The sequence below is a fragment of the Chloroflexota bacterium genome (genome assembly GCA_016887485.1).
Taxonomy (GTDB): domain Bacteria; phylum Chloroflexota; class Anaerolineae; order Anaerolineales; family Anaerolineaceae; genus Brevifilum.
On sequence record CP069394.1, the window covers coordinates 2,222,593 to 2,245,281 of the forward strand.

Annotated in this window: 16 protein-coding genes; 11 read left to right on the top strand and 5 right to left on the bottom strand. The window is 50.9% G+C overall.

The features are described from left to right. Positions 1 to 46: 46 nt before the first annotated feature. Positions 47 to 1,963, bottom strand: a complete 1,917-nt coding sequence (locus JR338_10160; GenBank protein QRN82771.1) for a DNA primase — start codon at positions 1,961 to 1,963, stop codon at positions 47 to 49. Positions 1,964 to 2,011: 48 nt separating this feature from the next. Here JR338_10160 and JR338_10165 point away from each other — a divergent pair, with 48 nt between their 5' ends. The 4 genes from JR338_10165 to JR338_10180 all read left to right on the top strand — a co-directional run bounded on the left by JR338_10165 (position 2,012) and on the right by JR338_10180 (position 7,588). Beyond that, entirely contained in the window at positions 2,012 to 2,290 is a 279-nt protein-coding gene (locus JR338_10165; GenBank protein QRN82772.1) for a hypothetical protein, read from the top strand. Between the two features lie 220 nt (positions 2,291 to 2,510). Continuing rightward, entirely contained in the window at positions 2,511 to 5,594 is a 3,084-nt protein-coding gene (locus JR338_10170; GenBank protein ID QRN82773.1) for an ABC transporter permease, read from the top strand. Between the two features lie 10 nt (positions 5,595 to 5,604). Continuing rightward, positions 5,605 to 6,273 (top strand): ABC transporter ATP-binding protein, encoded by a 669-nt coding sequence (locus tag JR338_10175; protein ID QRN82774.1) that lies wholly within the window; start codon positions 5,605 to 5,607, stop codon positions 6,271 to 6,273. Positions 6,274 to 6,301: 28 nt separating this feature from the next. Continuing rightward, complete coding sequence (locus JR338_10180) at positions 6,302 to 7,588, top strand: hypothetical protein (protein QRN82775.1); 1,287 nt, start codon at positions 6,302 to 6,304, stop codon at positions 7,586 to 7,588. A 94-nt stretch (positions 7,589 to 7,682) separates the two neighbouring features. On the opposite strand, the gene JR338_10185 is transcribed toward JR338_10180, so the two are convergent. From JR338_10185 to JR338_10200, 4 genes are all read right to left on the bottom strand, one after another. Further along, complete coding sequence (locus tag JR338_10185) at positions 7,683 to 8,687, bottom strand: dihydroorotate dehydrogenase-like protein (GenBank protein QRN82776.1); 1,005 nt, start codon at positions 8,685 to 8,687, stop codon at positions 7,683 to 7,685. A 108-nt stretch (positions 8,688 to 8,795) separates the two neighbouring features. Then, the gene (gene nifJ, locus JR338_10190) at positions 8,796 to 12,380 is read right to left on the bottom strand and encodes a pyruvate:ferredoxin (flavodoxin) oxidoreductase (protein ID QRN82777.1); all 3,585 of its coding nucleotides are present in this window, start codon (positions 12,378 to 12,380) and stop codon (positions 8,796 to 8,798) included. Between the two features lie 202 nt (positions 12,381 to 12,582). Continuing rightward, positions 12,583 to 13,119 carry an NUDIX hydrolase gene (locus JR338_10195; GenBank protein ID QRN82778.1) on the bottom strand — a complete coding sequence of 179 codons (537 nt, stop codon included), beginning with the start codon at positions 13,117 to 13,119 and terminating at the stop codon, positions 12,583 to 12,585. A gap of 103 nt (positions 13,120 to 13,222) precedes the next feature. Next, entirely contained in the window at positions 13,223 to 13,825 is a 603-nt protein-coding gene (locus JR338_10200; protein QRN82779.1) for a LysM peptidoglycan-binding domain-containing protein, read from the bottom strand. A gap of 271 nt (positions 13,826 to 14,096) precedes the next feature. Between JR338_10200 and JR338_10205 the strand changes: the two genes are divergently transcribed. The 7 genes from JR338_10205 (at position 14,097) to JR338_10235 (ending at position 22,646) form a co-directional block, all read left to right on the top strand. Then, complete coding sequence (locus JR338_10205) at positions 14,097 to 15,314, top strand: trypsin-like peptidase domain-containing protein (protein QRN82780.1); 1,218 nt, start codon at positions 14,097 to 14,099, stop codon at positions 15,312 to 15,314. A 182-nt stretch (positions 15,315 to 15,496) separates the two neighbouring features. Then, positions 15,497 to 16,600, top strand: coding sequence for a hypothetical protein (locus JR338_10210; protein ID QRN82781.1), 1,104 nt, complete (start codon positions 15,497 to 15,499; stop codon positions 16,598 to 16,600). A 537-nt stretch (positions 16,601 to 17,137) separates the two neighbouring features. Further along, positions 17,138 to 18,400 carry a branched-chain amino acid ABC transporter substrate-binding protein gene (locus tag JR338_10215; GenBank protein QRN82782.1) on the top strand — a complete coding sequence of 421 codons (1,263 nt, stop codon included), beginning with the start codon at positions 17,138 to 17,140 and terminating at the stop codon, positions 18,398 to 18,400. A gap of 77 nt (positions 18,401 to 18,477) precedes the next feature. Continuing rightward, a complete protein-coding gene (locus JR338_10220) occupies positions 18,478 to 19,575 on the top strand; it encodes a branched-chain amino acid ABC transporter permease (protein QRN82783.1) in 1,098 nt (365 codons plus the stop codon). Beyond that, entirely contained in the window at positions 19,575 to 21,137 is a 1,563-nt protein-coding gene (locus JR338_10225; GenBank protein QRN82784.1) for a hypothetical protein, read from the top strand. The genes JR338_10220 and JR338_10225 overlap by 1 nt, the downstream gene beginning before the upstream one ends. Continuing rightward, a complete protein-coding gene (locus JR338_10230; protein ID QRN82785.1) occupies positions 21,134 to 21,949 on the top strand; it encodes an ABC transporter ATP-binding protein in 816 nt (271 codons plus the stop codon). The genes JR338_10225 and JR338_10230 overlap by 4 nt, the downstream gene beginning before the upstream one ends. Then, positions 21,942 to 22,646 (top strand): ABC transporter ATP-binding protein, encoded by a 705-nt coding sequence (locus JR338_10235; GenBank protein ID QRN82786.1) that lies wholly within the window; start codon positions 21,942 to 21,944, stop codon positions 22,644 to 22,646. The genes JR338_10230 and JR338_10235 overlap by 8 nt, the downstream gene beginning before the upstream one ends. Positions 22,647 to 22,689: the final 43 nt, after the last annotated feature.

Genomic DNA, 22,689 nt, shown 5'->3' on the forward strand with positions numbered 1-22,689 from the left:
TATCGATTGAAACATTCGTGCGTTTATTTTAACACGGGACACGCGTTCAGAGCTTCCCTTGTGAACGATTTAGTTGCAAGGCGCGGTCCAGTTTGGCGCGGGCCTGGATAAACTCCAGGGCAAGCTTCCCGAAGTCCTGAGGGGGATTTTCCTCATCTTCAGAGGCTTGTTGGGATTGCAGGTAAGTTATTTGGTCCAAGCTCTCATCCACCCGAATGCGGCGTAAGCGGATGAAGTCGTTCGAGGTGCTTTCCAGGATAGAGGCGTTGGGTTGCAAGCGCCAATCCGGATAGGGGTTTTGGTCAGCTTCGATCAGGAAACTCTCCTGCATCTCATCCGGGATCCGAGTGCGGACATATTCAGCTGGGTCCTCATCGTCCTGATCCAGGGCTTCACTGACGATTTTGAAGAGTTCCCTGAAATCTGTCTGGGTGAAATCTTCAACATTCAGGCAGACCAGTTCCAGCTCCCGCAGGGTGCGGTCTATGAAGTGTACCAGGGTGGGATCGCTGACGAGGGCCTTGATGCAGTTCTCTTCCAGTTTCCGGTGGGTGTTGGTCAGAGGGGATGTGATGGCTGACACCTGTGGCATCTGGCGGTAGGATCGGCGCCGGGGACGGGATGGGCCGCCGGATGCCTGACGCACCAGGGCACGCTCATCCACTCTCAGGAGCCGCGCCAACTGCTGCCGGTAGGCTTCCCGCTCAACACTGCCCTTGACGTCTTCGATCAACGGCAACACCTGGTTGGCAATCTGCTCCTTGGTCTTGGGGTCATCGATGTCTGCATGGGCGGCGAGGGTTTCCATCACATGGACAACCACGGGTTTGGCCTCACGCACAAGCTGATCCCAGAGGTCCGGATCATCCAGGGCGATTTCATCCGGGTCCAGTCCATCCGGCAGAGTGGTGACTCGGATATCCGCTTTCAACCGTCCTTCCACTTGCATCAGGCCGCGGGCATCAAAGACCATATCGCCTTCGCGTTCCATCACTTCACGGGCCGTTTGCAGACCGCGCAGCGTAGCTTTTTCACCGGCAGCATCCGGGTCCAATGCCAGGACTATCCGGCGGGAATAGCGTTTGATCAACCGGAATTGGTCCTCGGTGAGTGCTGTGCCCATCGGTGATACACAGTTTTTAAAACCGGCCTGATAGGGGCCGATCACGTCAAGGTAGCCTTCCACGATCACGACCTGGTCCTTGGCTCGGATCTCTCGCCGCGCCATGTCCAGTCCATAGAGCAAGCGTCCCTTATCAAAGAGAGCAGTCTTGGGTGAGTTTAGGTATTTTGGTACGTCATCCTTCCGCAGCACGCGTCCGCCGAAACCGGCCATCTTGCCGCGCGCATCCTTGATTGGGATGACCAGGCGGTGGCGGAATTTATCATAGACGCCACCCGAATCCCGCTGGGAGACCAGCCCCGCATCCAACAAGTCCTGCTCGCTGATGTTGCGGGAGGCCATATACTGCGTGAGGGTGTCCCAGGAATCGGGAGCATAACCAAGGGCAAAGGCGTCAATCGTCTCATCGTTCAGCTTGCGGCCATAGAGGTATTCGAGGGCTTCTTTACCGGCTGGGGTGTTACGCAGCTGGTGCTGGAAGAAAGTGACAGCCATGCTCAGTACTTCCCGCAGGTGTTCATTCTCTTCGACCTTTTCCTGCTGCTCAGGGGTATATTCGTGGAGGGTGACACCGGCGCGGTCGGCCAGGTTGCGGAGGGTTTCCTGAAAATCCCAACCTTCGCGCTTCATCACGAAGCTGAACAAGTCACCGCCCTCATTGCACTGTCCAAAGCAGCGCCAGGTCTGGGAATCGGGAAAGACCACGAAAGCCGGGGTTTTCGTGTTGGTGTGGAAGGGGCAGAATCCTGTATAGTTCTTCCCGGAATGGCGTAATTTCACCGTTTCCGAGACGATATCCACGATATCCAGCCTGGATTTGATCTCATCAACTGCAGTCATAAATTTCTCGGTATCATGAATTATACGGGATATTAGTCGCCAGAGAGGATGGAATTGGCCGGTTTGGGTGAAAATGGTTCTGCAGTAGGGGAAACTTACCTTGCTTCCAATTTAATCACGGAAGGGGCAGGGATGAATAATGGGCGATTTGTTAGTATCAAAATTGACAGGAACCTGGGGTTTGGTATAATCGCGGCAGTTTGGAATTTAGAAGATGATATTCTTAGTTCCAATCAGGATGGGGACTATCGCACTTCAGCCCCAAACGGAGAAGAAACTAAAAAAGCCACTAGCAATAAATCGTGTTTTCTGATTCTGTTGGGTTGAATCAAAAAGCAAACCTTGTTTTAAGCATTTACACCTGATAAATCTAAATAATTTGTTCTAGATCGCTGACCATACTTAACTTGAAGCGGTGTTTACCCGTTTACCTAGATGTTGATATGGCACGCAATGGGCTTGCCATTGAAAATATTTAGGGATTGCGGGACCGGGCTGCATTACACATCATAAATCCAATCCTCTTGGTAGTCCAAAGGGAGGTACAGTGCTCATTCGTAACAGTTTACTCAGTCTGGTTCGAACCAAAGGGAAAACACTTCTATTCGCGCTGCTGATTTTTGCGCTCACGTTGACGCTTTCGCTTGGGGTCAGTGTTTGGGCGTCCATCACTCAATTTTTGAATGATGCCGATGAATTTTATAAGACCATCGGATTGATTGAGTACATAGGTCAGGCTTATCCTCAGGATGATATTGTTGACGCTGAAATGGTAGCGGATCTGGCGGAATTGGATCTATCGGGGATTGCGGATGATCCTGCCACTTTGCTTTGGGATCAATCCTCTCGTTATTTCGGATATGTAGAGGGTTTCAAGCGGGATGACCGAGTTGCTCAGGCGTTTCAGCCCGCATTGCTAGTTGTTAGCCGGGCGACATATAACTCGAGTTATAACACCTATACAGCTGTTGTTGCCAATAGCTTGTATTCAAGCTTCATTGAAAATGATGATATGGTCCTTTTGCTAACTAGTTATGGCTATCTTGAGAGTGATCGCTTCTATGCGGTCTCGGGGATGGGGTATATCGATTGGTCTCCTTATGGCATTCTCAGTCCTTCCGATTTTTCCAATGAGGCGGCTGAAGCCAATGGAATTGATATTCCCTACATTCTGGACATCACGGTTGAGACTGATTCGGGCATCACTTATGACCTGCCTGAGGTTTATGAAAAAGCAGGGGAATCTCTTCGGGTTAGTCAGAACTATGTATTGGTCAATAGTACGGATGATTTGATGAGCCTTTACTCTTTCCATCAGGAAGAGGAATATCTGTTGGAAGGTCGTGAGTTTTCGGAGGAAGAATATCAGAATGGCGACCGGGTGGTCATCATTCCTGAATTCATGGCCGCCAGGTTGGAAAAGACCGTAGGAGATACGATCACAATAGGCTTTGTTGAGCCTGACTCGACAGGGGAAAACCCAAAGTATTGGGCGGGAAATGGCTTCAGAAATGAAGCGGATTTCAAAATTATTGGCATTACTAACACCGTAAAAGGCAGAGAATGGTACGTCTATGTACCAAAATCCGTGGGGGTACCAGCGTCAACAATACCAATTGGTTATACTGTTGGTCAGGCGGTTGTTCGAAACAGCGAAGCCGGTGAATTTGCGGCCCGTATTGATCAATTGATGCAAGGCCGATTTAATTTGACGATTTATGATCAGGGCTATGCGGATGTGGCGATTCCTTTTATCACAATCCTGAACATCGCCAAAATTCTAACGGGAATCGTTGCAGTTGTGGAACTAGCCGTGCTGATCTTCTTTGGCTATATCTTTGTCTATCGCCAGCGTGAAACGGGCGAGACTTTGCTCCTGTTGGGGGCCGGTAAACCCTGGGTCAGTGGCTATTTTCTGTTGAGCGCGGGGGTGATTTCTCTGATAGCGACGCTGATTGGATCCTGGATAGGCTATCAATTCCATGACCGTGTGCTTCAAATGGTGGCCGATGCAGCCCTCAGCCAGACCTTAATTGATGGCCGGTATAGCAATGGTAACCTGAGCATTTCCCGGGTGCTGGAATTTGCGCCTCAACTGGATTTGGCGTTCTTCCTAAAATTTGGATTGATCGTTTTTGGGGTTGCGTTGCTCTCCTGTTTGATTTTTCTAACCGTTGCATTCCAGGTCACCCGCTCAAAAAAACAGCGAACCACCGGACCTCGCCGGGAACGGAAGACTTCCCACCTGCGGGGCGGCAGTGGGAAATATGCGCTCCTGTCCATCTTGCGGGGTGGCACCAGGACGACTGTCGTGCCGCTGCTGGCCTTCACGGTGATTTTCTTCCTGGGACAGCTTTCCACGACCACCAACCGCTATCAGCAGCAGTTGCAAGATGTTTATGAAAATACTACGCTCACCGGCCGATTTACCGATATCAAGGGTAAACAGGTTGGGGGACAGGTGATCGATTCTCAATTGGTGATGGACCTGTACCGTTCCGGTGCGATTGATTCACTCTCTGTTTCTCTTGACCAGACTTCGTTATATACAGGCACGATCATCCATGTTGATGGCACAGTGGAAGATGTCCCGCCCATGAGAGTGCCCACAAATTCTTTTACCATTGACAATTTTATGGCGAAATTTGGTCGGGAAGGCGTGGGTATCAGGTTAATCGCCACCAATGATTTCCAAAATGCGCCAGCGTTTTATTACCTGGATGAAGTCCCCATCACTTTCCTGGAAGGGTACGATGCCTCTTTCCTGGCGGAAGCGCCAGGTGAATCGGATATCGTGAATGCACTCATATCCACGCAATTGCAGGACAGGCTTGAAGTTGACCTGGGAGATGTCATTCGGATTGCCCTTAACTCTGTACGGGGCGGACACACGCCTCGGGGAGGAGACGAGCTTGATTATTTTGATTTACGGATTGTGGGCAGCTATGAGCAGCAAGGGATTATGGAGACCATCTACATGCCGCTGTACATGATGTTCGACAACAGCTTGATCTGGGATGAAGGCCAGCGGACGGATGAACCGGCATCGCTCACATTTGAAGAGGGTTATACTCCCACTGAAGAGCAAATGGACCAACTCTACTCGGTTGATTTTGACAGTGCGACCTTCAAATTGACGGAAACGAAAACATTGGAACATCTCAAAGATTATTTGAGTGAGTATGGCTATTCTCAGGTCAATAACATCAGTAAATTGCGCACATTTATTGTCCTGGATGACGCGATCTTTAATAATGCCGTAGCCAGCCTCAAGCAGCAAATTCGCTATGTCAATACACTCTATCCCTTCCTATATTTGTTGGTGGGCGTGATCGCATTTGTGGTCTCCTATCTATTGGTCATCAGCCGCCGAATGGAGCTGGCAACATTGCGGGGAATGGGCGCTTCACCGATCATTACCTTCATGAGCTTCTTCCTGGAACAGAGTTTGCTTTGTGTGGCCGGTGTGGGCTTGGGTATGGCGGCCTGGCGAGTTCTTCGCGGTCCGTTTATCGCGCTGCATCTCTGGCTCATTTTGGGATTCATCATTTGTTATTTTGTGGGGAGTGCACTTTCCATTGGAATTATGAACAGCAGGAATCTGCTGGCAATCCTGACGGATAAGGATTGAGGAGGAACCGATGTCACTTTTGGAAGTTAAGGATGTCTCTTTCAGCTATCAGAGCCGATATCAGACCAACAGGGTGTTAAATAATGTCAGCTGTGAATTTGAGGCTGGTAAAGTCTATGCTGTTGTCGGTAAATCCGGCAGCGGGAAAAGCACCATGCTGTCGCTGCTGGGTGGGTTGGATCTGCCTGATGAGGGTGAGGTGCTGTTCAAGCAGAAACCCACTTCGAAGATGGACCTTTCCCGTTACCGCCTGGAAAGCGCAGCGATGATCTATCAAAGCTTTAGGTTATTACCGCTGTTGACGGTCTCTGAGAATATCACCCTGCCGATGGAGCTGCGAGGATTCAGGGGGAAACCGGCGCGGGATAAAGCCAAAGAGCTGGTCTCCCGGGTTGCATTGCCTGATTCCGTGTTGGACCGCTTTCCAGGCATGCTCTCGGGCGGTGAACAGCAGCGGGTGGCTATTGCGCGATCTCTGTCGATGGATACCAACCTGCTTTTAGCGGACGAGCCGACCGGTAACCTGGATGAAGAAAACAGTCAGAATATCGTGGATATCCTGGTCAGCATTGCGCATCGGGATGGCTATTGTGTGGTGATTGCCACCCATGACCTGGCGATCCTGCCAAAAATGGATGTGGTCTATCACATGAAATCCGGCAGTCTGGTTGAAGAATAGATATACCTAACAGGCGATTGGTAGTGAGATGATGAAAAATCAGTGCATAAAACGCAATGTCATAGGTGCTTTGTTGCTGTTGGCAATTACCCTGCAGGCCTGTTCTTTCCTGGGGGAGAATACCCCGGATATGGCAGCCAGGGCAACCTGGACCCCCCAGCCCCAGATGACGGATGAGCCTTATCATGTTGAAGTGGAGAAAGTGTCCTATTTCGGCGACGATACGGTCGTAGCCATCTTTGGCAGCCAGGACCCGGAAGATACTGCTCCCCTCCAGATGTTCAACCTGACGACAGATGATTTTTATGATGTCTCTGCGCTCATGCCGGGCCCGATCAACACCTGGTCCAGGCCGATCATGACAGCAGAAAAGCAGCTATTTATGCAGATTGGGAATATGCTCTACAAGCTTTCACCCGGAGGCGGCGTGGCTTCCATTGTAGTCCCCTTTAACGAAGAGGACCCTATTTTCTGTAATTGGAGCTGGCAGGGGCAGCTGGTTTGCGTCAATGATTTGTTGACTGAGGGACTCCTGGTGGATCAGGAACTGAATGTGACGGAGATGTCGCTTCCGGACTATACGATCGCGAATGACACCATCGAGTTCTATGCTCCTTACCGGGTTGGTGAGAACACGATGCGCATTCTCCAGACGACAACCAACTCCGTTGGCTCGCGGTTCGCGGTCCATTACAGGGATTTGGACCTGACCACGCTGACGGTCTCGGATCAACAGCTAATCATGCCGTTTGATTTCAGACGGAAGATGCACATGAATGAATACGGTGCTTTTGAGACGCCAAATGTCTATGAACTGGGCGATGATTATCTGAATGTTTTGGGCATGACGGATGATGGTGAGCTGATTTTTCTCGAATATACCATTGTGAGCAAGGATGATTTGGGCAACACAGTCGCTGGCAAATTATGGGGAGAGATAGCCACCCCACAGGTTGAAATACCGGCTGCGGTTAAATTGCCACACTTTGTCGGTCGTTCCATAAACTGGTTTTATCACGACCATATGATATCGCCCTGGCAATATTATGAAGGTTACAGAGCCAGGGTGTGGCCTGAGGTTTATGACCTGAGAACGGGCGATTTGTTATTTAGTTCATCAAATGCTTTTGGCAGCAGCAGAATAGTCTCAGAGATCTTGCCTTATAGAGAGAATTGGCTGGTGTTGGTCAATTATGGCGCGAGTTTCATGAATGAATATGGATTTTATATGACGACTTATTATTGGCCGGATGAAATCCTTGAGGCCTTTACCGAGGATGGCTCATGTACCATCACCCAACCAATGGAGCCATAATAGGCTACCTTTCTTAGTGGATCGATTACTCAATCTAAAGGTTAAAAACAAAAAGGCCGGTAGATACCGGCCTTGATCGTCATACACGGTCTAACTACGGCAGTTTATTATCATAGCTCTGCAGGGCCTTCATGTAATTGGCTCGTTCAAATGCACCGGGGCTCTTGAGGTTCTTGGCGTTCAGCACGCCGCGCAACTTCTCCGTGGAATCATATTCGTAGGCGGTCATCCAATTCTGGAATTCATTCAACATCTCAGCGCCGCGGCCTACGCCGTTGGCCACAAATTCAGAAGCCACTTCGACGACCGTTGCCCCGGCCATGACCGCTTTGACCATATCCAAACCGGTGTGCACGCCCGTGGTCAGGGCCAGGTCTACTTTGGTTTGCCCGGAAAGCAGGGCCATCCAGCGCAAGGGGAGCAATAATTCCGCTGAGGTGGAAAGGTGCAGGCTGGGGTCCACTTCCAGTTTCTCAATATCCAGGTCGGGTTGGATGAAGCGGTTGAAGAGCACAATCCCGTCCGCGCCGGCTTCAACCAGGCGGGCGACGAGGTTCGGCAGCGCCGTGAAGAAGGGGCTCAGTTTGACGGCAACCGGGATCTTGACCTTGGCTTTGACCTCTTTCACCAAATCGACATAGTTCTGTTCCAGATCGGCCGCTGTCATCTTGGGATTGGTTGGGATGTAATAGGTATTCAGCTCAAGCGCATCCGCACCGGCCTGCTCAATATCGGCGGCGTATTCCACCCAGCCGCTGTTGGAGACGCCGTTCAGACTGCCGATCACCGGAATCGAGACAGCTTCTTTATTTTTGCGGATCTGTTCGAGGTAGTTATCGGGACTGACATTATAGCGGTCCAGTTCAGGGAAATAATCCAGGGCTTCAGCGAATTGTTCTGTGCCGCGTTCCATGAAGTAGTCAAAGGCCAGGCTGTCGTGCACGAGTTGTTCTTCAAACAGGGAATACATCACAACGGCACTGATCCCGGCTTCTTCCATCTGTTTGACACGTGAGATTCTTTTGGATAGTGAGGAAGCGGATGCCAACAGGGGGTTCTTCAATTCCAGGCCAAGATACTTGGTTTTGAGATTGATCATTGGTCCTCCAATGAAAATGTATATTGTAGGAAAGCTACGAATAAAAAAGTGGTGATGGACAATTGCCCATCACCACTTATTATACTTGTCGGGACTGCAGAAACCAAATTAGGCTTCGGTTTCCTCGTCGTCGCCGTAATGCATCTTTGCCATCTGTGAGTAGAGGTCCCACCGGCTGGAAGCGTCGTGCTTGGCTTTCTTCATCAGCATCTCAGCGCGTTCCTCGTTGCTTTGCAGCAACATCCGGTAACGGGTCTCGTTGTAGGCATATTCTTCCACCGGGATTGTCGGGTCTTTGGAGTCGATCGAGAGCGGGTTGGCGCCCTGAGCGGCCATTTCAGGATTGTAGCGATAGAGCGGCCACACGCCGGATTTGACGGCGAGGTCCTGCTGTTTCAGACCGTATTTCATGGTGATACCATGAGCGATACAGTGGGAGTAAGCGATGATCAGGGAAGGTCCATGATAGGCTTCGGCTTCGCGGAAGGCCTGGAGGGTCTGCCGGTCGCTGGCGCCCATCGCCACCCGAGCCACGTAGACATAACCGTAGGACATGGCGATCATACCGAGGTCCTTCTTGGGGAGGTCCTTACCATTGGCGGCGAATTTCGCCACGGCTGCCCGGGGGGTCGCCTTGGAGGACTGACCACCGGTGTTGGAGTAAACTTCGGTGTCGAGGACGAGGATATTGATGTCCCGGCCGGAAGCCAGAACGTGATCCAGACCGCCGTAACCGATGTCATACGCCCAGCCGTCACCACCGAGGATCCAGACACTCTTGCGCACCAGATAGTCAGCAACGGAAAGCAGGTTGCGGGCTTCGGGGGTGTCGATCTTCTCAAGTTTCTTCTTGAGTTCCACCACCCGGGCACGTTGTTCTGCCAGGTCGGCTTCGGTCTTTTGGCTGGCGTTCACCAGGTTATCGGCAAGTTCTTTGCCGATCTTGTCGGAGAGTTTGACGACCAGTTCCTGGGCCATTTCGACGAATTTGTCGATGGTCAGGCGCATACCGAGGCCGAATTCAGCGTTATCCTCGAAGAGGGAGTTGGACCAGGCGGGGCCGCGTCCGTCAGCGTTGAAGGTGTAAGGCGTGGTGGGCAGGTTGCCGCCATAGATGGAGGAACAACCGGTTGCATTGGCGATCACCATGCGGTCACCGAAGAGCTGAGTGGCCAGGCGGATGTAGGGGGTTTCACCACAGCCAGCGCAAGCGCCGGAGAACTCGAAGAGCGGTTCAAGCTGCTGAGAGTTCTTGACGGTGTGGGGCTCGAAGGACTTGCGATCCGGGTAAGGAATATCGTTGAAGAAGGCCCAGTTTTCAGCTTCCTGCTCCCGAATTGGGGGCTGGGGCATCATATTGATGGCCTTATGTTCTGGGTTCTCACGGTCCTTGGCGGGGCAGTTCTCAACGCACACTCCACAGCCGGTGCAGTCTTCAGGAGCGATCTGGACAGTGAATGACCAGCCATCACGGAACTCACGGAATTTGGCATTGGTGTGTTTGAAGGTTTCCGGTGCATTTTCCAGATAGGAGTCTTCGTAAGCCTTGGTGCGAATAGTGGCATGGGGGCAGACGAAGGCACATTTACCGCACTGGATACAGAGGTCGGGGTCCCAAACGGGGATCTCGAGAGCAACGTTGCGCTTTTCCCATTGGGTTGTGCCGCTGGGGAAGGTGCCGTCCACAGGCATTTCGCTCACGAGGACATTGTCGCCATCGCGGTCGATGATCTTGCCAAGGACATCACGGACATACTCAGGGGCCTCGGCAGGAACTGCTGGGCGCATTGGGATGTCGCTGGTGACTTTGTCGGGCACGGTGATCAGATTCAGGTGCGAAAGGGCGTTGTCAACAGCATCGTAGTTTTGCTTCACAACGGCTTCACCACGCTTGCTGTAGGTCTTCTTGATGGATTTCTTGATTTCGGAAATCGCCTCATCTTTGGGCAGGATGCCGCTGATGGCGAAGAAACAGGTCTGCATGATGGTGTTGATGCGCTGACCCATGTTGGTCTTGCGGGCAACTTCGTAAGCATCAATCGCATAGAATTTGAGGTTCTTCTTGATCAGGGTTTCCTGAACCTTCTTGGGCAGGTGATCCCAGATCTCATCCGGACCGTAAATGCTGTTCAGCAGGAAGATGCCACCGGGTCGGGAGAATTTCAGCATGTTGTATTTTTCGAGGAAGCTGAATTGATGGCAGGCCAGGAAGTTGGCTTCGTTTTCAGCGATCTGATAAGGGGCACGGACCGGGTTGGGGCCGAAGCGAAGGTGGGAAACGGTCACTGCGCCGGATTTCTTCGAGTCATACTGGAAGTAGCCCTGAGCGAAGTTGTCAGTGTCGCCACCGATGATCTTGATGGAGTTTTTGTTTGCGCCCACGGTGCCGTCTGCGCCGAGGCCGAAGAACATAGCCTGAACAACGTCGTCGCCGAGGATTTCAAAGGAGGGGTCCCACTCGATGCTGGTATTGCTCACATCGTCATGGATACCGATGGTGAAATGGGTCTTGGGTTTGGCTTTGGCCATTTCATCGTAGACACCCTTGACCATAGCGGGGGTGAATTCCTTGGAGGAAAGACCATAGCGGCCGCCGATGATCTTGGGGGTATTTTCGAAGGGGGCAATGTCGGTTTCCATAGCTTCTTTGACCGCATTGACGATATCGAGATAGAGCGGTTCGCCGCCGGCACCGGGTTCTTTGGTGCGGTCGAGGGCAGCGATGACCTTGACAGTGGCGGGCAGGGCTTCCATCAGGTGTTTGACGGAGAAGGGGCGGTAGAGTCGAACAGAAATAACGCCGACTTTCTCACCCTTCTTCACGAGGGCTTTGGCAGTTTCTTCCGTGGTTTCAGCGCCGGAGCCCATCAGGATGATCACACGATCGGCATCGGGGGCACCGACATAGTCAAAGAGGTGGTAGCTGCGGCCAACCTGCTTAGCAAATCGGTCCATCGCATCCTGGACGATCTCGGGGGTTTTCTCATAGAATGGGTTGACCGTCTCACGACCCTGGAAGAAGACATCGGGGTTCTGAGCGGTGCCGCGGATCACTGGATGATCAGGGGAGAGGGCGCGGGAACGATGGGCAGCGACGGTGTCGTCGTCAATCAGAGCACGCAGGTCAGCTTCGTCCAGACGTTCGATCTTGCTGATCTCATGGGAGCTGCGGAAGCCATCAAAGAAGTGCAGGAAAGGCACCCGGCTGCGAAGTGTCGAAGCCTGGGCGATCAGGGCCATATCCTGGGCCTCCTGCACAGAGTTGCTGGCGAGGAAGGCGAAGCCTGTGGCTCGGGCGGCGGTCACATCAGAGTGATCACCAAAAATTGAAAGGGCCTGAGCGGCAAGTGAACGAGCGCTCACATTGAAGACTGTGGAGGTCAGTTCGCCGGCAATTTTGTACATGTTGGGGATCATCAGGAGCAACCCCTGAGAAGCCGTAAAGGTGGTTGTGAGGCCGCCAGCCTGCAATGCGCCATGCACTGCACCAGCTGCGCCACCCTCTGCTTGCATTTCTGTGACGTCAGGCACGGTTCCCCAGATGTTGGGGATGCCTTGCGCAGACCAGGCATCGGCATATTCGCCCATCGGAGAGGATGGGGTGATCGGGTAAATTGCGATGATCTCATTCAACCGGTAAGCGACCCAGGCTGTTGCCTCGTTTGCATCAGTCATTACCATTTGACGCGTCATGAATAATACTCCTTCTGTTAGGATAATCTATTAAACGTTCTTGGAACGGGATTTTGCCAGGGGATAGGACTTAGCATCTTTCTGGTTTTATCCAAATGTTAAGTATAACCTGATTCCCAGGCACCATGACGTTATTTCTTTCATATTTGCCCATGTAACCTGTCACGATTCATTTTTGGGGTTTTAATTAAGGAAATAACACTCACTTTACCGGTAAAAGATATTTCTCGGCGAGCAACAGCGCGGCGAGTGACTTACTGTCGGAAAATTTACCTTCCCGGGCCATCTGATAGGCCTCCTGGATGGAAAAGGAGACCACATTTAGGAACTCATCCGCATCAGGCGCCAGGGGAGCTTCATAAAGCCCCTGAGCCAGGAAAATGGTCATGTATTCATTGGCATAGCCGGCAGCCAAATAAAAGCCGCCCAGGGCTTGCATCTTCTCTGCCGCCAGGCCGATCTCTTCCCGAACTTCCCGTTCGGCGCATTCAAGTGCCGTTTCCCCTGTCTCCATCACCCCGGCGGGCAGCTCCAATAGATCGCTTTCTGAACCAATTCGGTATTGTGAGACAAAATAAATCCTGCCTTGCGCGTCCACGGGGACAATGGCGATGGAGTCCGAATGTTGGACCAGGTCATAATCGCGTTCTTTGCCGTTTGGGAGCTTGGCGTGGACTTTGGCCACGTCGAATGCGTGCCCTTGATATTGTTTTTCTTTATTGAGAATGGTGAATGTCATAAAGAGCGCCTTACTTGATAAAGTTGAATTAAAAGAAGATACTGCGCCGTTGATTCTATGCTGGCGCAGTATCAATACTTAGCAAATTATATTTACCCGAGATTTAGGGGATATCCAACACCTGACCGGCATGCAGGGTGTAGGGTGCCTCGAGTTCATTGGCGGCAATGATCGCTTCCGGTGAGACGTCACCGTAGTAGCAGGCGATGGAATAGATCGTTTCGCCGGAGCTGACGGTGTAGGTGTCCGGATGGGCATTGCGCACGCGGCCCTCACCAATCCAGGTACCGGATTGCGGGATCTGGAGTGTGGTGCCGGGGCTGACCAGTTCATCCGCTGTGAGTCCGTTGAGGCTGATCAGATCAGCGGGGTCCAGATTGAAGCGCCGGGCGATGCAGTAGGGGAATTCACCCTCTTGCAGAACATAGGTTGCCGGTCGGGTAACGGTCGGGATTACAATATTTGAGGTCGGTTCAGGCGTGCTGGTGGCTGTGGCGCTTGGTGAGATCAATGTGCTCGTTGCGGGTAATTTTGCCACACTTGTCTGGGTCATACTCTCAGGAGAATCGGTTTGCAGACTGATCGGCGTCGTCATAGCCTGGCTAGCTTCGGTCTCTGGTGCTTGGGAGGCAGGTAATTGGCAGCCTGATAGCACTAAGGTGAGTAAGACAACACAAACAATGACCAGATTAAATCTTTTTGTCATTGAGTCATCTCCTTCATTTTTCTACTTTGATTTGATAATAATTATCTGAATAGGATGTTATTAAGATAGTAGCATAATCCCCTTTAAGCGTCAAGTTAGGGTAAATTCATAAATAACGAAAAAATATGAAGGCGAAGTTTGGGTGATCTTTATCAAAAATGAATAGATCGGGGATAGGATTTGACATAAAATGGACTAATAATATTCTTCGGACGTTAATAACTATTTTATCAATCCGGGATATGATAAGGCAGGAAAGGACTATCAAATTATGAGGAACGTCAAGACCTCCAAACTTTGGATTATCATGATGGTGGTCAGCCTGACATTGATGTCATGCGTTTTGCCTACCACCATTTCACAGTTAATCAATTCATCTCCGACAGCGACTGCTGAGCCTGCCATTGAGGTGACGGATATCACGCCGTCGGTCACCGAAACCGCCGATACCGCTGCCGATGTCTCCACAGCCACATATTTGATCCCGGATGAAATCCTGCAGCAGGATGCCCTGATCAGCCTTTATGATAACGTCAACCCTGGGATTGTTTCGATCCAGGTGGTGACTGCTGATGGAGCTGCCTTAGGTTCAGGCTTCGTGGTAGACAGGGCCGGTCATATTGTGACGAATTATCACGTGGTTGAAGACGCCACCAGCGTGGAAGTGGATTTTGTGAGTGGCCTCAAGGTCTATGCTAACGTGATTGGAGTAGATCTGGATTCTGACCTGGCAGTTCTCCAGGTGGATGTCGCTGAGGATGAACTTTTCCCTTTAACGATTGGTGATTCCAGCCAGGTCAAAGTTGGGCAAACTGTCGTTGCGATTGGGAATCCTTATGGACTCAGTGGCACCATGACAGTTGGGATTGTCTCGGCGCTAGGACGTACCCTGGATTCGATCCGTCAGACGACTGAAGGCAGCTATTTCTCCGCGGCCGACCTGATCCAAACCGATGCCACGATTAACCCCGGCAACTCCGGTGGCCCCTTGCTGAATCTCAATGGTGAGGTGATTGGGATCAATCGAGCCATTCAGGTGGCGGGAACAACATTTAGTGGTGATAACGCCAACACAGGGATCGGATTTGCGATTTCTTCCAATATCCTCAGCCTGGTTCTGCCATCATTGATTAATGGCGAAACCTACATTTACCCGTATTTGGGCGTTTCAGCTTATCCTTCATTGACTTTATCAGAAGCTGATTATCTGGGCTTGTCCGAAGCGACGGGGGCGTATATTCTGGAAGTGGTACCTGGCGGACCTGCCGATCAGGCTGGATTGCAGGCCGGTAACCAGCTTACCCAGGTTCAGGGCCTTTATGGCGGGGGCGATTTGATCGTCGCCGTGGATGGTCAAGAGATTGTCCAGTTCAGTGAGCTGCTTAACTATATGATGCTCAATAAGCATCCTGGTGATCAGATGGTGCTGACGGTTTTACGCGGCGATCAAACCCTTGATCTGACCGTTACCCTCGGCGAGCGCCAATAAGAAATATCCGGATTAGGAGTATTCACTGCCGCAGACGATAAATCTGTGGCAGTGTTGTTTTAAAGTGAATTAAATACGTTTGGCCTTTGAATTAGAACCTGTAATCGTATAAAATTAAGGTATCTCCAATCGATGGGGATAGTTTTCACTGGTAAAACTCACAATTAAAAATGGAGGCGGTCATGTTTTCCGAGAAAGACCTGCAATCGCTACTGGATTATTCCACCGAAGGCGGACAGGTTCTAAGTTTGTATTTAAACACCGACCCCGGGGAAAGGAGTGCTGAGGCTACTCAGTTGGCCCTGCGGCACTTGCTTGAATCGAGTGGCCTGCCGGACGATGTCCAGGCGATCGAACAATATGTGAACCTTACCTATGATTGGGCTTCAAAGGGACTGGTGATTTTCTCGCAGCAGGGTGAACAAACCTTGTTTGAGGTCTTTAAGTTAAATTTACCCATCCATGATCAGGTTGCGATGGGGACAAGGCCTTTATTACGTCCCTTGGTCAGGTTGATGGACACTTTCTCAGGTTGGGGAATCGCTTTGGTGGATAGCCAAAAAGTTCGGTTGTTCTCATTCGATATGGGTGAAGTGGAGGAGGAAAGGGTCGTTCTTGGGGAAGATATCAAACAGGTCAAACACGGTGGGGGGACGGCTGTGGCCGGACGGATGGGCGGCACAGGGGCCGGGTCAAGCGTGGATAATGTGATTGACCGGAATGTCAAGGAAGCGGCTGAAGTTGCCGCTGGTTTCTTCTCCCGCAGGCACATCCGCCGAGTCATGATTTGCGGCACAGAAGAGAATATCGCCCGATTCAAACAGGCCCTGCCAAAAGCCTGGCAGTCTCTGGTTGTGGTGGATCTCCCGATGCAGATGTCATCCAGTGAGTTTGACATTGTAGAAACGGTGTTGAAGGAAGCAGAAGCTGTTCAGGAAGGGCTTGCGGCTCGTTTGGTTGACCAGGCCATCGCCCTGGCGGCCATGGGTGGCCCAGGTGCTGTTGGCCTGATTGACACTCTGAATGCCAACCATGAGGGGCGGATCAAGACCCTTTTGGTGATAGAGGGTTATGAGCAGGCGGGTTACCGTTGTTTGGGTTGTGGTTATTTGACGGTACAGGACTTGGATCAATGTCCTTTCTGCGGTGGCACGTTTGAGATGATTCGTAGAGCTGTTGAAATGGCCGTTCAGGAGTCGCTCATCAAAAATGCGGAAGTTAAAGTGCTTATAGAAAACAAGGCGCTGACAGAAGTTGGGCAAATTGCAGCGATTTTGAGGTACTGAATCTCCACAATTTGATGAGAATTTGAACCAGGGAGGCCCCACTTATGGGCCTCCTTTTGGGTTAATGTCGGTTAGGTCGAATCCGATATATCACAAATTATGCCAATATATGATTTTTTATTGGTAAAAGATTTAATCTGTTAATCAATTATTAACTTTAAGACCAGAATTAATGTAACTGTTCTTAACATTGCTCATATATAATCGTGAAAATCTTAACCACGGAGAGGTATGAGTTGATCGCAGAGTTCAGCTACTTGATTATTATCGTCATCCTTTGGGTGCTTTACATGTTTATGTATAAGCGCCAATTCGTGGTTGGGAAGGTAAGGTCAACCTAATTTCAAGGTAGACGAGGACTTAGTAAAGACAAAGCCACCCCAGCCAAATGGGGTGGCTTTTTTCCTTAAACCGATGATAAGGAAAAGCTGAGTGTTGAACAGGAGGTGCCCTGATCTGGAACTTGTTTGTGAACATTATTGTGTCTTAGAAGTTGATATCTTAGAAATCTAGTTATTCAAACAGAGGAGAAGAATAATGAAGTTTAAGAGTTTATTTTTATTGATGGTTATCTTTGTTTTGGCTTTGGGCGCATGTGCACCTGCACCAGTTGAGGAGACTGCTGCTCCCGAAGTCGAAGCAACCGAAGCGCCAGTTGACGACGCTGCATTGCCAGCTGCTTGTCAAGAAGATGCCTTTGGTTGTGCAGTGATCCCTGCTGGTGAAACAATCAAGATAGGTATGGGCGCTCCTTTGTTGGGAGACTATTCCATGTTTGGAATTGATATCAGCCAGGGCGTCGCGCTTAACCTCGCTGAGGATGATGGTTTTGAAGGCTGGTCCTACGAACTTATCGCTGAGGACACCAATTCTGGCTCAGGTGAAGGTGGGGCGGCGGTTGCCAATAAGATGGTTACGGATCCCACCGTTGTAGCTATTGCAGGACATATCTTTACTGACTCAAGCGCCGCTGCAATGCCGATTTATGAAAAAGCCGGTCTTCCGATGATGTCACCTTCGGCGACCAATCCTTTACTGACCCAAAAAGGTTCTCAAGTCTTCAACCGCTTGGCCTTTACAGATGCGGCTCAAGGTGCTTTTGCAGCAGATCTTTTATTCAATTCTCTTGGTTTTACAAAGATCGCAGTCATACATGACGGCAGTGGTTATGGACAGGGCTTGGCCGATGAAGTCAAGGCTGGTTTTGAAAGTTTTGGCGGTGAGGTTGTGGCTTATGAAGCGGTCACACCAGGTGAGGCTGACTATGTTGCCCCGCTATCGGCAGTAGCCGCAGCTGAGCCGCAGGCTGTATACTTTGGTGGTTATGCTGCTGAGGCCATTGTCATGATGAATCAGTGGGCGCAGGCTGGTCTGGATGGTGTTCAGTTCTTTGGTTGTGATGGCACTTATGGTGTTGAATTCACCGAGAAGACTGGCCCCAATGGTGAAGGCGCGATTGCAGTCTCGCTGGTGCCACCCGATTCCGATGAAAAAATTGCCTTTGATGTATTGTATAGCGAGACTTACCCGACCATGGCTGGTGAATTAAGCGCCTTTACATGGGCAGCATGGGATACGGGTGGAGTCTTGGTGCAAGCAATCGAATCGGTTGCATTTGTGGATAATGGTACGCTTTACGTCCCACGAGGGGCATTAATTCAAGCCGTCCGCGGTCTTGAGTATGTTGGCCTGACAGGTTTAGTCAAATGTGACGAAGTAGGTGAATGTAACGCTTCTGGCCCAGCTTTCTACCAGGTTGTAGATGGTGACTGGGTTCCCTTGGATCTTGCCAGCGAATAATCGCTTTCTCCTATGATGGATGGGGAAGTTAATGACTTCCCCATCCTTTTTCTCACTGCTAATGGAATTGTCGCATTATGATCAAGAAATTAAGAAACTTAAAACTTACACCAGCACTGATCCTACGCCTTTTGGTAGGATTAGTGGTGTTGATTTACCTGGGATGGCGAATTTACCAAACCGCATTCGGCGAAGGGGTCTACGGACCAGACACGTGGATGCGGTTTTTGATTACCGGACTGGTTGTGGGGGGCATGTATGCATTGATCGCGATTGGCTACACTTTGGTCTATGGGATCCTTTTTATGATCAACTTTGCCCACGGCGAGGTGATGATGTTGGGGACCTTCGCTGGGTATTTTGTACTGGAGGCCTTCTCGGCCATTCCAGCCCCTTCGGCTGCAGACCCAAGTCTGAGTTTTCTGAACGCCTATCCTGTCATTGCGCTTGTGTTGACATTTATCGCCGGTGCGGGGACTTCCGCACTGGTAGGTTTCCTGCTTGAAAAGATTGCCTATCGGCCATTGCGCGGTGCTCCTCGCCTGGTTCCGTTGATCAGCGCCATCGGTGCCTCCATCTTTCTTCAAAACGCTGCCCAGCTATTATTTGGACCTCAGCGCCGCCAATATGCTAACCCCGATATTCTCTGGCGCGGGACGGGTTGGATGATCCCTGTTGGAGGAAAAGAGGTCATGCTCACCTATACTGGCGTGTTCTCTTTTGTGCTTTCAATCCTTTTGATGGTGGGTTTGTTCATTATGGTAAAGAAAACCAAGTTGGGCAAATCCATGCGCGCCGTGGCAGAAAACAAACAGGCTGCCGCCTTAATGGGAATAGATGTCGATTCAGTCATCAGCAAAACCTTCATTATTAGTGGTATTTTAGCTGGGTCAGCCGGCGTGATGTGGGGGATCCATAATGGCCTCTTCAACCACTACGTAGGGTTCCTTCCTGGCATCAAGGCCTTTACCGCCGCTGTTCTGGGCGGGATTGGAAACATCCCCGGCGCAATGATGGGTGGAATGCTGCTTGGGCTGTTTGAGTCCCTGGGACCCGCCTTGCTGGGCCTGGATTTCCAGTTGAAGGATGTGATTGCATTCACCATCCTCATTCTGGTATTGATCTTCAAACCATCCGGGTTACTGGGTGAGGCATTATCGGAGGAGAAAGTCTAATGAAAACTGCTTTGAAAAAAGGACTGAGCTCCGGTGTTATTTTTGGGATTGTGTTTGTTTTCTTATTGTTGATTGGCTTCATCAATGTTGGTTCAGGAATGATTGGCGACCTCCTTGGAAATACAAAGGGCCTTAGCAATCAAGACACTTTATCGGTGAACAATTTACTGGCAGTTTTGGCCATTTTAGGCTTTTTCACCGGATTCATCGCTCGTCGCGGGCAGGATGAATCCAAATGGTGGGTGTCCTTCCTGGGTGGCCTGACAGCCGGTCTGGTCAGCGGCAGTTTAGCCTGGTTGGGGATCTGGCTGACGGGAACCCTGTCTGTTCAAGGGGTGGATCTTCAGACCTACCTTCCGAATATGGACCCGGACGATTTAAATTACCTGCGGTTCTATAGTACACCATTTGCTGCTGCGAACACTTATATGATTTACTTCACAGTTTTCAGCCTGGCTGGTTCGGCTGTAAATTGGTTGTTATCAATCAAGGCCTGGTTCGCCAAGTGTGTGGCGGGCTGTAAACGAGGAGTTTCCTCCTGGAAGAAATCCAGTGATATCAAAGGTCTCTTCGATAACCCTTGGGTGATGCTGGTTCTATTCCTTGTCACGGCTGTCGTGCTTTATTATTTGCCGTTGGCCTGGGGTTCCTATTGGAATTACATCATGGGCACCGTGGCGATCTATGTCCTTCTGGGCCTGGGGCTGAATATCATTGTTGGGTATTCCGGCCAGCTGGTGCTGGGTTACGTGGCCTTCTTTGCCGTTGGTGCCTACACCTTTGCCCTGCTGACCGCTCCTGAGCCGCATGGCATTGGACTAAGCTTGTGGCTGGCTGCAGGTGCTTCGATAGTTACCTCCACGTTGACGGGTCTCTTGTTGGGTTTGCCGATCTTGAATCTGCGGGGAGATTACCTAGCCATAGTGACCCTTGGCTTTGGTGAGATCATTCGTATTTTGATCAGGAGCGATTTACTCACAAGAATAACTAACGGCCCCAAGGGTGTAACCAATGTTGGGCAGCCGGTCTGGCGTGGTGAGGTTTTTTCCGATGTGAACTATATGCACCTATTGATGCTGTTGGTTCTGGTCGCGCTGTTCATTGCCAAGCGCTTGAAGGATTCCCGCACCGGGCGTGCCTGGGTGGCGATCCGTGAGGATGAGACAGTGGCTCAGGCCACTGGGGTCAATACCTATCGCTCCAAAATCCTGGCGTTGTTGCTGGGTGCGGCTTTCGCTGGCCTGGCAGGTGCCATGTTTGCCTCCCGTAACCAATTCACCGGTCCTGAAGATTTCACGATGATGGTGTCGATCAATGTATTGTGTATTGTGATCGTTGGCGGCATGGGCAGCCTTCCCGGGATTGTCCTGGGTGCATTTGTGCTCAAGGGCTTGCCGGAACTGTTGCGCGAACTTGAAGACTATCGTCTGTTGGTCTTTGGCGCTTTATTAGTCGTAATGATGATCGTCCGCCCAGAAGGGCTTTGGCCTGCAGGCCGGGTGAAATTTAAGAAGCCATCCGCAGCGAAAATTCAAGAAGCTGCAACGGAGGTGGAACCATGACCCGCGCCGTGATTGAAGCAAAACATGTTACCAAACGGTTTGGCGGTCTGACTGCTGTAGATAATGTCGATTTAGTCGTCCAGGAACATTCTATATCCAGCATCATTGGTCCGAACGGTGCCGGGAAGACCACGCTGTTCAATTGCGTCTCCGGTTTTTATGTACCTGAGGAAGGCGAGATGTTGTTTTTTGGTGAACCGATTAAGGGCCTGCCCACGCACAAGGTCTGCCAACTTGGGATTTCCAGGACATACCAGAATATCCGCCTGTTCGGTGAGATGACCGCACTTGAGAATATTTTGGTGGGTGAACACGTCCGTCTGAAAACGAATTGGTTGGAGGCGATTGTCCATGATCCCCGATATAAGCACGAAGAAAAAGAATCAGTGGCCCGGGCATATGAGCTTTTGGAGTATGTGGGCCTTTCCGGCCTGGAAAATACGCCTGCCCGCAACCTGCCATATGGCGCGCAGCGTCGCCTGGAGATTGCCCGGGCCCTGGCCAGCCAGCCGGCGTTGCTCTTATTGGATGAGCCAACCGCAGGTATGAACCCGCAGGAAACCGACGAGATGGTGGCCTTCATTCGAGACCTCCGCGATAGCCGCAAGATCACGATCCTGTTGATTGAGCACGATATGCGGGTGATTATGGATATCTCCGACCAGATCACCGTTCTTGATTACGGTCTCAAGATCGCTGAGGGCCAGCCCGAAGAGATCCAATCCAACCAACGGGTGATTGAAGCCTACCTGGGGCCCGGCGCGGCAGCACTTTCAGAAAAATTCAAACAGAAGAAGGCCCAGCATGCTTAAAGTCAATGAACTCAATGTGTCGTATGGCGCGATCCATGCTTTGAAAGGCATCTCGTTTGACCTGAATGAAGGTGAGATCGTCGCCCTGATTGGCGCGAATGGCGCCGGAAAGAGCACCACGCTGAATACCATTTCCGGGATCATGAAACCCGATTCCGGCACGGTGATCTTTGAAGAGGAAGAAATTTCCCAGATTTCACCGGCGCATATTGTGGAAAAAGGGATTGTACAGGTGCCTGAAGGGCGCAAGATCTTTGCCCGGATGAGTGTTTTGGAAAATCTGGAGTTGGGAGCTTATACCATCAAGGATAAGGACGTCATCAGTGCTCATATGGATGAGGTTTTTAATATCTTCCCCCGTCTGGAGGAACGCCAACGCCAGATGGGCGGGACTCTTTCCGGTGGTGAACAGCAGATGCTGGCAATCGGGCGGGCGCTGATGGCAAACCCCAGGTTATTACTGCTGGATGAACCATCAATGGGCCTCGCCCCGATTTTGGTGGAGCAGATTTTTGAGATCATCCAAAAGATTAATGAAGAGGGTGTAACCATCTTGCTCGTGGAACAAAATGCCCAGATGGCGCTCTCCATTGCCGACCGGGGCTATGTGCTGGAAACCGGCACTGTGGCCCTCTCCGGTGATGCGGATGACCTGATGGAAAATCCGGAAGTGCAGGCTGCCTATTTAGGCGGTTAGCACATATGTTGTCTAGGAGAAGAGACGCTGGTATTTCAGCGTC

What these genes read in the sequence shown, in the direction of transcription:
- JR338_10160 (QRN82771.1), bottom strand. Translation starts at nt 1,963, where the DNA reads ATGACTGCAGTTGATGAGATCAAATCCAGGCTGGATATCGTGGATATC.
- JR338_10165 (QRN82772.1), top strand. Translation starts at nt 2,012, where the DNA reads ATGGAATTGGCCGGTTTGGGTGAAAATGGTTCTGCAGTAGGGGAAACT.
- JR338_10175 (QRN82774.1), top strand. Translation starts at nt 5,605, where the DNA reads ATGTCACTTTTGGAAGTTAAGGATGTCTCTTTCAGCTATCAGAGCCGA.
- JR338_10180 (QRN82775.1), top strand. Translation starts at nt 6,302, where the DNA reads ATGATGAAAAATCAGTGCATAAAACGCAATGTCATAGGTGCTTTGTTG.
- JR338_10185 (QRN82776.1), bottom strand. Translation starts at nt 8,687, where the DNA reads ATGATCAATCTCAAAACCAAGTATCTTGGCCTGGAATTGAAGAACCCC.
- nifJ (QRN82777.1), bottom strand. Translation starts at nt 12,380, where the DNA reads ATGACGCGTCAAATGGTAATGACTGATGCAAACGAGGCAACAGCCTGG.
- JR338_10195 (QRN82778.1), bottom strand. Translation starts at nt 13,119, where the DNA reads ATGACATTCACCATTCTCAATAAAGAAAAACAATATCAAGGGCACGCA.
- JR338_10200 (QRN82779.1), bottom strand. Translation starts at nt 13,825, where the DNA reads ATGACAAAAAGATTTAATCTGGTCATTGTTTGTGTTGTCTTACTCACC.
- JR338_10205 (QRN82780.1), top strand. Translation starts at nt 14,097, where the DNA reads ATGAGGAACGTCAAGACCTCCAAACTTTGGATTATCATGATGGTGGTC.
- JR338_10210 (QRN82781.1), top strand. Translation starts at nt 15,497, where the DNA reads ATGTTTTCCGAGAAAGACCTGCAATCGCTACTGGATTATTCCACCGAA.
- JR338_10215 (QRN82782.1), top strand. Translation starts at nt 17,138, where the DNA reads ATGAAGTTTAAGAGTTTATTTTTATTGATGGTTATCTTTGTTTTGGCT.
- JR338_10220 (QRN82783.1), top strand. Translation starts at nt 18,478, where the DNA reads ATGATCAAGAAATTAAGAAACTTAAAACTTACACCAGCACTGATCCTA.
- JR338_10225 (QRN82784.1), top strand. Translation starts at nt 19,575, where the DNA reads ATGAAAACTGCTTTGAAAAAAGGACTGAGCTCCGGTGTTATTTTTGGG.
- JR338_10230 (QRN82785.1), top strand. Translation starts at nt 21,134, where the DNA reads ATGACCCGCGCCGTGATTGAAGCAAAACATGTTACCAAACGGTTTGGC.
- JR338_10235 (QRN82786.1), top strand. Translation starts at nt 21,942, where the DNA reads ATGCTTAAAGTCAATGAACTCAATGTGTCGTATGGCGCGATCCATGCT.